11 protein-coding genes are annotated in these 14,838 nt (G+C 74.1%); 6 read left to right on the forward strand and 5 right to left on the reverse strand.

The features are described from left to right. Positions 1 to 118 precede the first annotated feature (118 nt). The 5 genes from ACFP3R_RS33765 to ACFP3R_RS33785 all read left to right on the forward strand — a co-directional run bounded on the left by ACFP3R_RS33765 (position 119) and on the right by ACFP3R_RS33785 (position 8,444). Entirely contained in the window at positions 119 to 652 is a 534-nt protein-coding gene (locus ACFP3R_RS33765) for a hypothetical protein (RefSeq protein WP_380642343.1), read from the forward strand. Positions 653 to 1,047: 395 nt separating this feature from the next. Beyond that, the gene (locus tag ACFP3R_RS33770) at positions 1,048 to 1,752 is read left to right on the forward strand and encodes a VIT1/CCC1 transporter family protein (RefSeq protein WP_380642345.1); all 705 of its coding nucleotides are present in this window, start codon (positions 1,048 to 1,050) and stop codon (positions 1,750 to 1,752) included. Between the two features lie 141 nt (positions 1,753 to 1,893). Beyond that, the gene (locus ACFP3R_RS33775; RefSeq protein WP_380642346.1) at positions 1,894 to 2,106 is read left to right on the forward strand and encodes a hypothetical protein; all 213 of its coding nucleotides are present in this window, start codon (positions 1,894 to 1,896) and stop codon (positions 2,104 to 2,106) included. A 388-nt stretch (positions 2,107 to 2,494) separates the two neighbouring features. Then, the gene (gltB, locus tag ACFP3R_RS33780; RefSeq protein WP_380642348.1) at positions 2,495 to 7,000 is read left to right on the forward strand and encodes a glutamate synthase large subunit; all 4,506 of its coding nucleotides are present in this window, start codon (positions 2,495 to 2,497) and stop codon (positions 6,998 to 7,000) included. Continuing rightward, complete coding sequence (locus tag ACFP3R_RS33785) at positions 6,993 to 8,444, forward strand: glutamate synthase subunit beta (RefSeq protein ID WP_380642350.1); 1,452 nt, start codon at positions 6,993 to 6,995, stop codon at positions 8,442 to 8,444. The genes gltB and ACFP3R_RS33785 overlap by 8 nt, the downstream gene beginning before the upstream one ends. A gap of 109 nt (positions 8,445 to 8,553) precedes the next feature. Here the strand turns inward: ACFP3R_RS33785 and ACFP3R_RS33790 are convergent, their stop codons facing one another. Next, complete coding sequence (locus ACFP3R_RS33790) at positions 8,554 to 9,072, reverse strand: MarR family winged helix-turn-helix transcriptional regulator (protein ID WP_380642352.1); 519 nt, start codon at positions 9,070 to 9,072, stop codon at positions 8,554 to 8,556. A gap of 59 nt (positions 9,073 to 9,131) precedes the next feature. Between ACFP3R_RS33790 and ACFP3R_RS33795 the strand changes: the two genes are divergently transcribed. After that, positions 9,132 to 10,643: a diguanylate cyclase domain-containing protein gene (locus tag ACFP3R_RS33795; protein WP_380642354.1), complete on the forward strand. Its 1,512-nt coding sequence runs from the start codon at positions 9,132 to 9,134 to the stop codon at positions 10,641 to 10,643. A 74-nt stretch (positions 10,644 to 10,717) separates the two neighbouring features. On the opposite strand, the gene ACFP3R_RS33800 is transcribed toward ACFP3R_RS33795, so the two are convergent. From ACFP3R_RS33800 to ACFP3R_RS33815, 4 genes are all read right to left on the reverse strand, one after another. Then, positions 10,718 to 11,557: a cyclase family protein gene (locus tag ACFP3R_RS33800; protein ID WP_380642356.1), complete on the reverse strand. Its 840-nt coding sequence runs from the start codon at positions 11,555 to 11,557 to the stop codon at positions 10,718 to 10,720. 30 nt (positions 11,558 to 11,587) lie between these two features. After that, complete coding sequence (locus tag ACFP3R_RS33805) at positions 11,588 to 12,688, reverse strand: zinc-binding dehydrogenase (protein WP_380642358.1); 1,101 nt, start codon at positions 12,686 to 12,688, stop codon at positions 11,588 to 11,590. Next, positions 12,685 to 13,101, reverse strand: coding sequence for an acyl-CoA thioesterase (locus ACFP3R_RS33810; protein ID WP_380642360.1), 417 nt, complete (start codon positions 13,099 to 13,101; stop codon positions 12,685 to 12,687). Before ACFP3R_RS33810 ends, ACFP3R_RS33805 begins: the two co-directional genes overlap by 4 nt. 176 nt (positions 13,102 to 13,277) lie before the next feature. Beyond that, the coding region (locus ACFP3R_RS33815; protein WP_380642362.1) for a LuxR C-terminal-related transcriptional regulator at positions 13,278 to 14,838 on the reverse strand (1,561 nt) is incomplete at its 5' end.

The raw sequence follows: 14,838 nt of genomic DNA on the forward strand, positions 1-14,838 counted from the left end.
GCGGCACGCGGTAGGTCGGCAGGGGTTCGGCCAGCCAGGCCGGGTCGATGGGCAGCCGAGGGGGACAGCGCCAGGCCCTCATCAGGTCGGGCGCCCCACCGCCGGCAGGATGACGGGCGTGAGCAGGGGCCTGCGGTACCTCGCGGCGTGGTCGGCCTCGACCGCCGCCGCGGTGGCGCTGTCCTGGCTGGGCATCCGCTCCGTCCTCGACGCGGGCGTGCCGGAGCGGCCGCGCTTCGTCGCCGGGCCGGTCCAGCAGTCCTCCGCCGTCCCCTCGACGACCACGACGACCACGACCACTCCCCCGCCGATCGTCACCACCGCGCCCACGACCACCACAACGACGACGACCACCACCACAACCACCACCGCCGAACCACCGCCGCTGCCCTCGGAGGAGGGCACCTGGACCAGGCAGGACGGCGAACCGGTCTACCTGCGCAGCTTCCGCCTCCACGGCGGCGTGGCCGCCGTCCGCTTCGCACCCCGCGACCTGCAACCGATCTCGGCCACCCCGCACCAGGGCTTCGCCGCCACCGTCGAGCAACCGGCCGACGCGGTGGTCGTCGAGTTCACCGGAGCCGGGCACCGCTCCCGCCTGGAGGCCACCTGGGTCAACGGTCCGCAGTGGCGGATCATCGAGTCCGGCTGACCCGCCCACACGACCGGGGTCACCCCGACGCGCAGCCCGGCGACAGTGCGTGCAGGGCGCGGCCAGGACGAACCACACCGTCCACAAAGTCGCGGCCCCCGCGGATCTCCGCGAGTGGAATTTCGTACTACCGGCAGATCCGCGCGAGCGACGAGCCCCACTCCGCACCCGGCGCGACACCACCGGGCCACAGGCGCCGGGAGCGCGCACAGCCCGAACCCGACCACCCCGGACCGACACCGAGCACCACCACCCACCGACCACCGCTTCCCCCATTCGTCACAACCGCTTGCCCCACCACGGAGACGCGCGAGCCCCGACGCGCGTTGTCCAGCCCCTCACCCGTTCGCGGCCCGCGCACCACCCGGTGGCGTGCCGGGTGGTTCGATTCCGGCATGACGCACCCCGGTGAACCGCACCACGACGACCTCTCCGGCCGGCTGAACCGGCTCCGGGCGGGCGTCCTGGGCGCGAACGACGGGATCGTGTCCACGGCGGGCCTGGTCGTGGGCGTCGCGGGCGCCACCGCGGACGGCACCGCGATCCTCGCCGCGGGGGTGGCCGGCCTGGTCGCGGGCTCGCTGTCGATGGCGGGCGGCGAGTACGCCTCGGTGAGCACCCAGCGGGACACGGAGCGGGCCGCGCTGCGCCGGGAGGCGTGGGAGCTGCGGGAGATGCCGGAGGAGGAAGAGCGCGAGCTGGCCGGGATCTACCGGGACAAGGGCCTGACCGAGGACCTGGCCGCCCGGGTCGCGCACGAGCTGACCGAGAAGGACGCCCTGCGCGCCCACGCCGAGGCCGAGCTCCAGATCGACCCGGACCACCTGACCAACCCGTGGCACGCCGCGTGGGCCTCGCTGGGGGCGTTCGCCGCGGGTTCGGTGATCCCGCTGGCGGCGATCGTGCTGCCGCCGACGGCGTGGCGGGTCTGGGCGTGCGCGGCGGCGGTGCTGGTCGGGCTGGTGCTCACCGGCGTGGTCAGCGCCCGGCTCGGCGGCAGCCCGGCCGGGCGGGCGGTGCGCCGCAACGTCGTGGTCGGGTCGCTGACGATGGCCGTCACCTACGGCGTGGGTCTCCTGTTCGGCGTAACCGCGGGGTAACCCCTATCACGCAGCGTGCACGAGGTTCGTCGGGCGGCGAAAGAAGGCCACCCGCCGAGGTGTGATCTACGCAAACTGCGGGTACTCCGGACCGCTTCGTCGCCGCCGGTCGCGATGAGCGCCCGACTGGAGGTGCCCGCCATGACCCACCCGCCGACCTACGTCCTGGTACCCCGTTCGGAGAAGGGCGAACGCCGGGTGTGGACCCTGCTCGCCGCCCTGTTCGCACTGGTGGCGAGCGTCAACGTGCTCCTGGCCGCGAGCGAGGCCGCCTGGTGGCAGGGTGTCGTCGCGATCCTGTTCCTGACCACCGCCGGCGCCTGCGTCAGAGCGGCGCGCGGAGCGAGGGGCTGATCTCCACCGCGGCCGGAACCCCCGAAAATCTGACCCGAAAGGGTGCACTCCGCTGACCCGAACGGCGTCAAGTAGGGGTGGTCTTCGCCACGCCGCCCTCTCGGACTAGCGCCATAACCCCGAATTCACACTATCGTCACAAGACCCCGGCAACCCCGGTGCACCGCCCAGCGTGCTCCCACGACCCCATCCGGTCACGGAACGCACGCACCAGGAAGTGCAGTTCTCCCGCACAACGGAGTGCGGTCCCCACGCCGATGATCTCCCGGCGTGGTTCCCCAGCCAGCACCTGCAGGCCGACCTGTCCGCGTAAAGCCGCGCGCGGGCGCTCGGCCGCATCCGTTTGCCCGAAAACAGGGCGAACAGACGACGTACGGGAGGGCCCGTTGTGACCCACCACCACAACCAGCCGCAAGGCGGCCTCTACGACCCGCGGTACGAGCACGACGCCTGTGGCGTCGCGTTCGTGGCCGACCTGGCCGGGCGTAGGAACCACGCGATCGTGCGCCAGGCCCTGATCGCGTTGCGCAACCTCGAACACCGGGGTGCCCGCGGTGCGGAGCCCGAAACCGGCGACGGCGCGGGCATCCTGATCCAGGTGCCCGACGCGTTCTACCGGGAGGTCGTCGACTTCGCGCTGCCCGGACCGGGCCACTACGCCGTCGGCACCGCGTTCCTGCCGCACGACGGGCAGGACGAGGTCAAGGCCGAGGTCGAGCGCATCGCCGCCGAGGAGGGCGCCACCGTCCTGGGCTGGCGCGAGCTGCCCGTGGACACCGACCACGTCGGGCCGACCGCGCGGACGACCATGCCGGCGTTCCGCCAGCTCTTCCTCGCCGGGCCGGAGGGCACCGGAGGGCTGGAGCTGGAGCGCCTGGCGTTCGTGGTCCGCAAGCGCGTGGAGCACGCCACCGACGCGTACTTCCCGAGCCTGTCGGGCCGCACGGTGGTCTACAAGGGGATGCTCACCGAGCCGCAGGTGGAGAGGTTCTTCCCGGACCTCACCGACGAGCGGGTGACCAGCTCCATCGGCCTGGTGCACTCGCGCTTCTCCACCAACACGTTCCCGTCGTGGCCGCTGGCCCACCCGTACCGGTACGTGGCGCACAACGGCGAGATCAACACCCTGCGCGGCAACCGCAACTGGATGGACGCCCGGGAGTCGGTGCTGGCCACCGACCTGATCCCCGGCGACCTGTCCCGGGTGTTCCCGGTCATCACGCGCGGCGCCAGCGACTCGGCCACCTTCGACGAGGTGCTGGAGCTGCTGCACCTGGGCGGCCGCAGCCTGCCCCACGCGGTGCTGATGATGATCCCCGAGGCGTGGGAGAACCACACCGAGATGGACCCCGCGCGGCGGGCGTTCTACGAGTTCCACTCCACGCTCATGGAGCCGTGGGACGGCCCGGCGCTGGTGTCGTTCACCGACGGCACGCTGATCGGCGCGGTGCTCGACCGCAACGGCCTGCGCCCCGCCCGGTACTGGGTCACCGAGGACGGACTGGTGGTGCTCGGCAGCGAGGCGGGCGTGCTCGACCTCGACCCGACCACCATCGTGCGCAAGGGCCGGCTGGAGCCGGGCCGGATGTTCCTGGTCGACACCGCCCAGGGGCGGATCATCGACGACGAGGAGATCAAGGGGCAGCTGGCCGCGGAGCACCCGTACCAGGAGTGGGTCGCCCGGGGCGTGCTGCGCCTGGCCGACCTGCCGGTGCGGGCGCGCGAGGTGCCCACGCACTCGTCGCTGGTGCGCCGCCAGCAGGCGTTCGGCTACACCGAGGAGGAGCTGGCGCTGCTGCTGGGCCCGATGGCCCGCACCGGCGCGGAACCGATCGGCTCGATGGGCAACGACGCCCCGTTCGCGCCGCTGTCGAACCGGCCGCGGCAGCTGTTCGACTACTTCACCCAGCTGTTCGCCCAGGTGACCAACCCGCCGCTGGACGCGATCCGCGAGGAGCTGGTGACCTCGCTGCACGCCACCCTCGGCGCGGAGCCCAACCTGCTGCTCTCGGACGAGAACTCCTGCCGGCGCATCTCGCTGCCGTTCCCGGTGCTGGACAACGACGAGCTGGCCAAGCTGGTGCACGTCGACGACGACGGCACCCTGCCGGAGTTCCGCACCTTCACCGTGCGCGGCCTCTACGAGGTGGCGGGCGGCGGCGCGGCCCTGGTGCGGCGCCTGGACGAGGTCCGCGCCGAGGTGTCGGCGGCCATCCGGGACGGCGCGCGGCTGGTCGTGCTGTCCGACCGGGGCATCGACGCCGACCACGCGCCGATCCCGTCGCTGCTGCTCACCGGCGCGGTGCACCACCACCTGGTGCGGGAGAAGACCCGCACCCAGGTGGACCTGATCGTGGAGGCGGGCGACGCCCGCGAGGTGCACCACATCGCGCTGCTGGTCGGCTACGGGGCCAAGGCGGTCAACCCGTACCTGGCGATGGCCTCGGTGGAGGAGCTGCCGGACGTCGAGCCGAAGGTCGCCGCCCGCAACCTGATCAAGGCGCTGGGCAAGGGCGTGCGCAAGACCATGTCCAAGATGGGCGTGTCGACCGTCGCCTCCTACACGGGCGCGCAGATCTTCGAGGCCATCGGCCTGGGTGACGAGGTCGTCGACTCCTGCTTCACCGGCACCACCTCGCGGCTGGGCGGCATCGGGTTCGACGTCGTCGCCGAGGAGGTCGCCCGGCGGCACCGCACCGCGTTCCCCGCCGACGGCGTCCGGCCGCACCACCGGGAGCTGGAGACCGGCGGCGACTACCAGTGGCGCCGCGAGGGCGAGGCGCACCTGTTCAACCCGCAGACGGTGTTCAAGCTCCAGCACTCCACCCGCAGCGGCCGCTACGACGTCTTCAAGGAGTACACGCACGCGGTCGACGAGCAGGCCGGGCGGCTGATGACGCTGCGCGGGCTGTTCGAGTTCCGGGAGGGCGTGCGGCCGTCGGTGCCGGTCGAGGAGGTCGAGCCGGTCTCGTCGATCGTCAAGCGGTTCGCCACCGGCGCCATCTCCTACGGGTCCATCTCGCAGGAGATGCACGAGGTGCTGGCGATCGCGATGAACCGGTTGGGCGCGAAGTCCAACACCGGCGAGGGCGGCGAGGACCCGGAGCGGTTCGTGCCCGACGCCAACGGCGACTCGCGGCGGTCCGCGATCAAGCAGGTCGCGTCCGGCCGGTTCGGCGTGACCAGCGAGTACCTGGTCAACGCCGACGACATCCAGATCAAGATGGCGCAGGGCGCGAAGCCCGGCGAGGGCGGCCAGCTGCCCGGCGCGAAGGTGTACCCGTGGATCGCCAAGACCCGGCACTCCACGCCGGGCGTGGGCCTGATCTCGCCGCCGCCGCACCACGACATCTACTCGATCGAGGACCTGGCGCAGCTCATCCACGACCTGAAGAACGCCAACCCGGCGGCGCGCGTGCACGTGAAGCTCGTCTCCGAGGTCGGCGTGGGCACGGTCGCGGCGGGCGTGTCCAAGGCGCACGCGGACGTCGTGCTGATCTCCGGCCACGACGGCGGCACCGGCGCCTCGCCCCTGTCCTCGATCAAGCACGCGGGCGGCCCGTGGGAGCTGGGCCTGGCCGAGACGCAGCAGACGCTGCTGGCGAACCGGCTGCGGGACCGGATCGTGGTGCAGACCGACGGCCAGCTCAAGACAGGCCGGGACGTGGTGATCGCGGCGCTGCTGGGCGCGGAGGAGTTCGGCTTCGCCACCGCTCCCCTGGTCGTGTCGGGCTGCATCATGATGCGGGTGTGCCACCTGGACACCTGCCCGGTGGGCGTGGCCACGCAGAACCCGGTGCTGCGCGCGAAGTTCGCGGGCAAGGCCGAGCACGTGGTGAACTTCTTCAAGTTCGTCGCGCAGGAGGTGCGGGAGCTGCTGGCGCGCCTCGGTTTCCGCACCCTGGCCGAGGCCGTGGGCCAGGCCGACCTGCTCGACACGCGCAAGGCGGTGGACCACTGGAAGGCGGCCGGGCTCGACCTGTCGCCGATCTTCCACGTGCCCGAGCTGCCGGAGGGCGCGGCGCGGCACCGGGTGGTGGCGCAGGACCACGGGCTGGAGAAGGCGTTGGACAACACGCTGATCCAGCTGGCCGAGGGCGCCATCGCCTCGGGCGACCGGGTCCGGCTGGAGCTGCCGGTGCGCAACGTCAACCGGACCGTGGGCACCATGCTCGGGTCCGAGGTGACCCGGAAGTGGGGTGGCCGGGGCCTGCCCGACGACACGATCGACATCACGTTCACCGGCACCGCCGGGCAGTCGTTCGGCGCGTTCGTGCCGCGCGGCATCACGCTGCGGCTCGTCGGTGACGCGAACGACTACCTCGGCAAGGGCCTGTCCGGCGGCCGGATCACGCTGCGGCCGGTGCCGGACGCGCAGTTCGCGGCCGAGCAGCAGGTGGTCGCGGGCAACGTGATCGGCTACGGCGCCACGTCCGGGGAGATCTTCCTGCGCGGGCGCGTCGGCGAGCGGTTCTGCGTGCGCAACTCCGGCGCGCTGGCCGTGGTCGAGGGCGTGGGCGACCACGGGTGCGAGTACATGACCGGTGGTCGGGTGGTCGTGCTCGGGCCGACCGGGCGCAACTTCGCGGCGGGCATGTCGGGCGGGACCGCCTACCTGCTCGACGCGCTGGTCGGCCGGGTGAACGCCGAGATGGTGGACCTGGACCCGCTGGACACCGCCGACCGGGAGTTCCTGCGGTCCGCGGTGGAGGAGCACTACGCGGAGACCGGCTCGGCGGTGGCGCACGCGCTGCTGGCGGACTGGGACCTCGCGGTCGACCGGTTCACCAAGGTCATGCCCAAGGACTACAAGCGGGTGCTGGCCGCCCGCGCCCTGGCCGAGCGGGAAGGCCGGGACGTCAACGAAGCGATCATGGAGGCGTCTCATGGCTGACCCCCGGGGCTTCCTCACCACCGAGCGCGAGGTGCCGCGCAGCAGGCCGGTGTTCCTGCGGCTGCGCGACTGGCGCGAGGTCTACGAGGAGTTCGAGCGGCCGCGGCTGGAGGAGCAGGCCGGGCGGTGCATGGACTGCGGCATCCCGTTCTGCCACCAGGGCTGTCCGCTGGGGAACCTGATCCCCGAGTGGAACAACCTGGTGTGGCGGGAGGACTGGCGGAAGGCGTCGGAGCGGCTGCACGCCACCAACAACTTCCCGGAGTTCACCGGGACGCTGTGCCCCGCGCCGTGCGAGGCCGCCTGCGTGGTCGGGATCAACGGCGATCCGGTGACCATCAAGCGGGTGGAGATCTCCATCGTCGACCGGGCCTGGGACGAGGGCTGGGTGACCCCGCAGGTGCCCGCCACCCGGACCGGCCGGAAGGTCGCGGTGGTCGGCTCCGGTCCGGCCGGGCTGGCCGCGGCGCAGCAGCTGACCCGGGCCGGGCACTCCGTGGTGGTGCTGGAGCGGGCCGACGCGATCGGCGGCCTGCTGCGGTACGGCATCCCCGAGTTCAAGATGGAGAAGTGGCGCCTGGACCGGCGGCTGGAGCAGATGCGCGCGGAGGGCACGGAGTTCCGGACGGGCGTGGACGTCGGCGCGGACGTCACGGTCGAGGAGCTGCGCGGTTCCTTCGACGCGGTGGTGCTGGCCGGCGGCGCCACGGCGTGGCGGGACCTGCCGATCCCCGGCCGGTCGCTGCGCGGGGTGCACCAGGCGATGGAGTACCTGCCGGGCGCGAACCGGGTGGCGCGCGGCGAGCTGGCGTCGCCGCCGATCACGGCGGAGGGCAAGCACGTCGTGGTCATCGGCGGCGGTGACACGGGCGCGGACTGCGTGGGCACGGCCCACCGCCAGGGCGCGCTGTCGGTGACGCAGCTGGAGATCATGCCGAGGCCGCCGGAGCTGCGGTCGGAGGCCCACCCGTGGCCGACCTACCCGATGCTGTACCGGGTGACGTCGGCGCACGAGGAGGGCGGCGAGCGCCTGTACTCGGTGTCCACCGCGGAGTTCCTGGGCGACGACGACGGCGCGGTGCGGGCGCTGCGGCTGGTCGAGGTGCGGGCGGCCGGTGGGCGCTTCGAGCCGGTGCCCGGCAGCGAGCGCGAGGTCCCGGCGCAGCTGGTGACGCTGGCCATGGGGTTCGTCGGGCCCGAGAAGGAGGGGCTGGTCACCGACCTGGGGGTGGAGCTGGACGCGCGGGGCAACGTCGCCCGGGACGCGTCGTTCGCCACCTCGGTGGACGGCGTGTTCGTGGCCGGTGACATGGGGCGCGGGCAGTCGCTGATCGTGTGGGCGATCGCGGAGGGCCGCTCGGCCGCCGCGGGTGTCGACGCTTACCTGATGGGGCGGGACGTGCTGCCCCGGCCGATCGAGCCGACGGACCGGCCGCTCACCTGAGCTGTCCCCGGTGGCCGGACAGCGTGGTCCGGCCACCGGGGACGTCCTCCCGCCGCCGCGCACGGCGCCCCCGGCACCCGGACAGCGTGGTCCGGGTGCCGGGGGCGTGCTACTGCGGCCGCGCCGCCACCACCCGCCGGATCAGCCGCACCACGTACGCGCGCTCCTCGTCGTCCAGGGCGTCGAACCACCGCGACTCGCGCGCGTTCTGCACCGGGAAGACGCCCGCCACGGCCGCGCGGCCCTCCTCGGTCAGCGCGACGAACACCACGCGCCGGTCCTGGCCGTCCCTGGTGCGCTCGACCAGCCCGCCCCGCTCCAGCGTGTTGATCAGGTTCGACATCGCCGACCTGGTGGTGCCGGACAGGTCGGCCAGCCGCGCGGGCTGCGTGGGGCCGAGTACCCACAGCTTGAACATCAGCCGGAACCCCGGCATCGTCCAGCCCTGCTCGCGGTGCACGAGCGCCTCGTAGTCGGTGATCATCACGTACGCCAGGTGCAGCACGTTGTACGAGAGGCTGAACGCCCCGGCGTCACCGCCCATCCCGGCGATCCGGTGCCGCGCGAAGCGCTCGTAGTCCTGCTCCGTCACCACGTCGTCCGCAGCCGGGACCTCGTGCTCTGCCACCCGCCGATCCTCGCAGGGCCACCCCGCCGGTGGGGCGGAAATCGGGCACACTTGGCCGCGTGATCGGGACGAGGCGCTTCGCCGTCACCGCCACGGCGGTGCTGGTGCTCGCCGCGGCCGCGTGGGTGGCGCCCGGTCTCGACCTCGTCGAGGGCCGGGCCTCGGTCGTGCTCGACAACCTCGCCCAGCTCGCCGCGGGCCTGCTCGCCACCGGTTGCTGCTGGTGGACGGCGCGCCGGCGCGGCGGGCCGGACCGCCGGTGGCGCGTCGCCATGGGCTGCGGCACGTTCGGCTGGACGGTCGGCATGGCGCTGTGGACCTGGTACCAGCTGGCCGAGGAGCGGGCCGTGCCCTCGCCGTCGCCCGCCGACGCGGGGTACCTGAGCATCGTGCCGTTCGCGTTCGTCGCGCTGCTGGTCATCGGCGGCCACCGGCGGTCGGACACCCCGGACGCGCTGCTGGACCACCGGTCGGGCAGCACCCGCCTGGTGCTGCTGCTGGACGGCGTGATCGTGGTCGGGTCGCTGTTCGCGCTCACCTGGACCACGGCGCTGGGCGGCCTCGTGGCGGTGGGCAACCCGAGCACGGCGGCGTTCCTGGTGGCCGTCGCCTACCCGGTCACCGACCTGGTGCTGCTGGTCGTCGTGGTCGTGCTCGGCGCCGACCGCAAGGTGGTGCTCCGGCCGCAGCTGCGGCTGCTCGGCCTGGGGCTGGCCGCGCTGGCGGCGTCGGACCTGGCGTTCGCCTACCTGGTCAGCATCCAGGCGCCGGAGGTGCCGCCGGCGGCCAACGCGGGCTTCGTGCTCGGTCCCGCGCTGATCGCCCTGGCCGCCCTCGCGCCGACCCCGACCCCGGTCGGCGGCCCCGGGCGCAGCCGGCGGCCGTGGCAGTGGGCCTACCTGCTCATGCCGTACGTGCCGCTGCTGGTCTGCACCGTGCTGGTGCTGCGGCGCACCGCCATCGGCGAGGTGGAGCCGCTGGACGGGGTGGAGATCGGGTGCGGTTTCACCGTGTTCGTCGCGGTGGTCCTGCGGCAGCTGGTGACCATCGTGGACAACGCGAGGCTGGTCCTGATGCTGCGGGAGTCCGAGCGCACGCTGGCCCACCAGGCGCACCACGACCCGCTCACCGGCCTGGCCAACCGGGCGCTGTTCGAGGGCAGGCTGGACGAGGCGCTGGCCCGCCACCACCGCGACGGCACGCCGTTCGGGCTGCTGTTCGTGGACCTGGACGACTTCAAGGCGGTCAACGACGTGTCGGGCCACGCGCACGGCGACGCGCTGCTGGAGCGGGTGGCCCGGCGGTTGCGCGGGTGCGTCCGCGACACCGACGTGGTGGCCCGGCTGGGCGGCGACGAGTTCGGCGTGCTGGTGGAGGGGGTGGGCGAGCCGCGCGAGGTGGCCTTCCGGGTGCTGGACAGCCTCGGTGAGGAGATCAGCGCGTCGGTGGGGGTGGTGGTCTGCGCGGACCGCGACCCGGAGACCACCGCGGCGTCGGTGCTGAAGCGCGCGGACAAGGCCATGTACGAGGCCAAGCGGGAGGGCGGGCGCGGGCTGGTCGTCCACCGGTGAGGGCGGCCGCGGTCACCGGGTGCCCACCCGCCCGCCGAGGTCGGTGGCGGCCACCGCGCTGCCGGGGGAACTCCTCAGCGCCTGGGCACGAACGCGTACACGCTCGCCGGCGACCCGGACCCGCGCCGGTTGACCACACCGCCGACCAGGACGTGCGCGCCCTGCTCGGGCAACCGGTCCAGGTTGGTCAGGACCTCCAGGCTGATCCGGTGCTCCCGGTAGAGCAGCTTGGACACCCGGTACTCCGCGTCCAGCGCCCGCTCCGGGCTGAACGTGTCGGTGCCGAGCGCCCCGCGCCTGCCCAGCCGGCCGGTGCTCACCAGCCACTCCACCGCGGCCGGGGAGAACCCCGGCTGGTGCATCTGCCCGTGCTCGTCGAAGTTGTAGAACGCCGGGGTGCCCCAGCGGTCCTGCCAGCCGGTCCACAGCACCACCGCCGCCTCGCGCGGGATGCGGCCGTGCCGCTTCTCCCAGCGCTGGAGGTCCTGGACGGTCACCTCGTAGTCGGCGTCGCGCGCCGCCCGCTCGCGCACGTCGACCCTGACCGCGGGCAGGAACAGGTCCTCCGGGTCCAGCTCGTCGGCGTGGGGCTGGTCGGCGTTGAAGTGCGCGGGCGCGCCCCAGTGCGTGCCGGTGTGCTCGCCCTGCGACACGTACTGGAGGTAGAAGCCGTGCTCGGGCACGGTGGTGACCGTGGTGAGGGTGAACTCCGGGTCGCCCGGGTAGACGTTGGTCCGGTCCGGGTCGTTGACGTGCGCCAGGTTCACCAGCCGGTAGTCGCCCAGGCCCAGCGGCCGGCCCGAGGCCCGAGCCGAACCACCGCCCGCGGCCACCGCGCCGCCCACCGCCGAAACCACACCCGCGAGCATCGACCGCCTGCGCACCGACGACCACTCCATCCGCTCAGCTGTCACCCGATCCGGGTAACCGTACCGGCCGGGTGATCACGGCACGACAACCTGTCGGACGGCTTCCCCGGATGCCAAACGGGTGAACCCGGTGTTCACCTCGTCCAGCGCCAACCGGCCCGACAGCAGCTCGTGCACGGGCAGCCGCCCCGCCCGGTACAGCGCCACGAACCGCGGCACGTCCCGCCGGGGCACGCACGAGCCGAGGTAGCTGCCCTTGAGCGTGCGCTCCTCGGCGACCAGGCTCAGCGCGGGCAGCGACACCCTGCGGTCCGGGTGCGGCAGGCCGACCGTGACCGTGGTGCCGCCCGCGCCGGTGGCCAGGTACGCCTGCTCCAGCACGGCGGCCACGCCGGTCGTGTCGATGACCTTGTCCGCGCCGCCGCCGGTGAGCGACCGCACCGCCTCGACCGCGTCCGGGCCGCCCTCCACCTGGTCGGTCGCGCCGAGCGCGAGCGCCAGTTCCCGCTTGCCCGCCACCACGTCCACCGCGACGACCTGCGTCGCGCCCGCCGCCCGCGCGGCCAGCAGGGCGGCCAGGCCGACGCCGCCGAGCCCGAACACCGCGACCCGGTCCCCCGGCACGACGCCCGCGCTGTAGAACGCCGCGCCCGCGCCGGTGAGCACCGCGCAGCCGAACAGCGCGGCCACGTCGAACGGCAGGTCGTCGGGCACGCGGGTGGCGGACCTCGCCGACACCACGGCGTGCTCGGCGAACCCGGACACGCCCAGGTGGTGGTGCGGACGAGTGCCGTCGGGCAGCCGCAGCCGCCGCTCGCCGCCGAGCAGCGTGCCCGCCCGGTTGGCCGCGGCACCCGGCTCGCAGAGCGCCTGCCTGCCCGCCACGCACCACCGGCACGACCCGCACGCGGGCACGAACGACAGCACGACCCGGTCGCCCACCGCGAACTCCGACGGGCCGGGCCCGGTGCCCACGACCTCGCCCGCGGCCTCGTGGCCGAGCACCATGGGCAGCGGCCGGATCCGGGAGCCGTCGATGACCGACAGGTCCGAGTGGCACAGCCCGGTGGCGCGCACCCGCACCAGCAGCTCGCCGGGACCCGGCGGGTCCAGTTCCAGGTCGACGACCTCCAGCGGCCCGCCGACCTCGGTCAGCACCGCACCGCGCGTCCTCACGCGACCACCAGTCCCGCCATCGCGCCGCGCAGGTCGACCGGGATCTCCACCGGCTTGCGCGTCTCCCGGTCGACGAACACGTGCACGAAGTGGCCCTCGGCCACCACGTCGTCGCGGCCCTCGGGGTAGAAGCCGAGCTCGTAGCGGACGCTGGAGCGACCCAGGTGGCCGATGCGCAGGCCCGCGTCGAGGGCCTCGGGGAAGGCGACGGACGAGCGGTAGTCGCAGTGCGACTCCACGCACAGCCCGATCGCCCGCCCGCGGTGGATGTCCAGCCCGCCCTCGCCGATGAGCCAGGTGTTGATCACCGTGTCCATGAACGCGTAGTGCACGACGTTGTTGACGTGCCCGTACACGTCGTTGTCGTGCCACCGGGTGGGGATCCGCTGCCAGTGGCGGTAGTCCTCGCGCACGCGCACTCCTGTCCTGTCGAACTGACGGGTCGTCGGGCCGGGTCGCGGGGCCTGGTCGAGCTGCCGGGTCGCGGGGCCGGGTCGCGGGGCCGGGTCGCGGGGCCGGGTCGCGGGGCCGGTCCCGCCGGACCGGGTCGCGGGGCCGGGTCGCGGGGCCGGTCCCGCCGGACCGGTCCTCAGTCGAGCACCCTGCTCAACTCGACCCGGGACCGCACGCCGAGCTTGGCGAAGATGTTGCGCAGGTGGTGCTCGACGGTGCGGTGGCTCAGGAACAGGCGGGACGCGACCTCCCGGTTGGTCGCGCCCTCGTCGACCAGGCGGGCGATCCGCACCTGCTGCGCGGTCAGCTCGGCGGCCCGCTGCGCGCCGGGCAGCCCGCCGGCCGGACCGCCGGGGGCGACGCCGACGGTGTCGCCCGCCGCGCGCAGCTCGGCGCGGGCCCGCGCGACCCAGCGGTCGGCCTCGTAGCTCTCGAAGATCTTCACCGCGTCGCGCAGCAGCTCCCGCGCGGCCCGGGGGCTGCGCCCGCGCCGCAGCCGGTGGCCGTAGAACAGCTCGGTCTTGGCCAGCTCCATGGCGGTGCCGCTGGCCCGGTGCAGCCGGATGGCCTCGCGGAAGTGCTCGTCGGAGCGGGCGCCGTCGGACAGCATGCCGCGGCAGCGGTGCGACAGCGCGAGCCGGGCGGCGCTGCCGGTGGCGCCGGCCCACTTCTCGTAGCGGCGCAGCGCCCGGTCCCCGGCGGCGGGGCGGCCGCAGCCGACCGCGGCCTCCACCACGTGCGGCGCGGCCAGCACCTTGATGCCCGCGTGCACGCCGCCCGTGCCGGGCGCCATCAGGCGCAGCCGGTCCAGCGCGTCGGCCGGGCGGTCCAGCACCAGGTCGACGCAGGCGAACGCCCACGCGCCGAACGCGCCGGACCGGCCGAGGCCGCGCTGGGCGATCTGCTCGGCGGCGGCGTCGATGCGGTGCACGGCGGTCTCGGTGTCGCCGCGCAGGGCGGAGAGCAGGGCGAGGATCGTCAGGTGGTCCACCACGGCGTTGTGCTGGCCCATGGAGGTGGCCGCGTGCACGCCCTCGTAGGCCGCCGACAGCGCCACCGAGTGCTGGTCGAGCAGCAGCGCCGACAGCGCCCGGTAGACCAGCGCCCACGGCACCAGCCCGGTCAGGCCGTGCTCGTGGGCGGCGGTGACCGCGCTGGTGGCCAGCTCGTGGGCCTTGGTCGCCTCGCCCAGGGTGTAGGCGGCCTGACCGCCCCAGATCTTGGCCTGCGGGTGCGGCAGGCGCTCGGCCAGGTCCACCACCGAGCGGAGGGCGGGCAGGGCCTCCTGGTGGCGGCCGGCGAACGTGGCGGCCATGCCGGTGAGGTGGTCGAGGGTGACGCGCGTGTCGTCGGGCTCGTCGGGCAGGCGCAGGCGGTCGGCGAAGGCGGCGGTCTCGGCGTAGCGGCGGTGGTCGCCGGCGATGCTGGCCGCCTCGCCCGCGAAACCCAGGGCGGTGATGGCCAGCGCGCGGTGCGTGCCGACCAGCTCGCCGGCCGCGTGCAGCAGGCGGCGGGCGGCCACGTCCGGCAGCCCGTGGCCGAGGTCCAGTCCGCCGCGCAGCAGTTCGGCGCGGGCGCGCAGGCCGGGGTCGTCGGTGAGGCGGACGGCGGTGCGCAGGGCGGCTCGGGCCCGGCGGGGCGCGCCGTGCGCCCAGTGGTCGGTGGCGGCGGCGACCAGGTCGCGGGCCCGCGCGTCG

It is taken from the genome of Saccharothrix lopnurensis, assembly GCF_042658445.1.
GTDB lineage: Bacteria > Actinomycetota > Actinomycetes > Mycobacteriales > Pseudonocardiaceae > Actinosynnema > Actinosynnema lopnurensis.

What these genes read in the sequence shown, in the direction of transcription:
- ACFP3R_RS33770 (WP_380642345.1), top strand. Translation starts at nt 1,048, where the DNA reads ATGACGCACCCCGGTGAACCGCACCACGACGACCTCTCCGGCCGGCTG.
- ACFP3R_RS33775 (WP_380642346.1), top strand. Translation starts at nt 1,894, where the DNA reads ATGACCCACCCGCCGACCTACGTCCTGGTACCCCGTTCGGAGAAGGGC.
- ACFP3R_RS33785 (WP_380642350.1), top strand. Translation starts at nt 6,993, where the DNA reads ATGGCTGACCCCCGGGGCTTCCTCACCACCGAGCGCGAGGTGCCGCGC.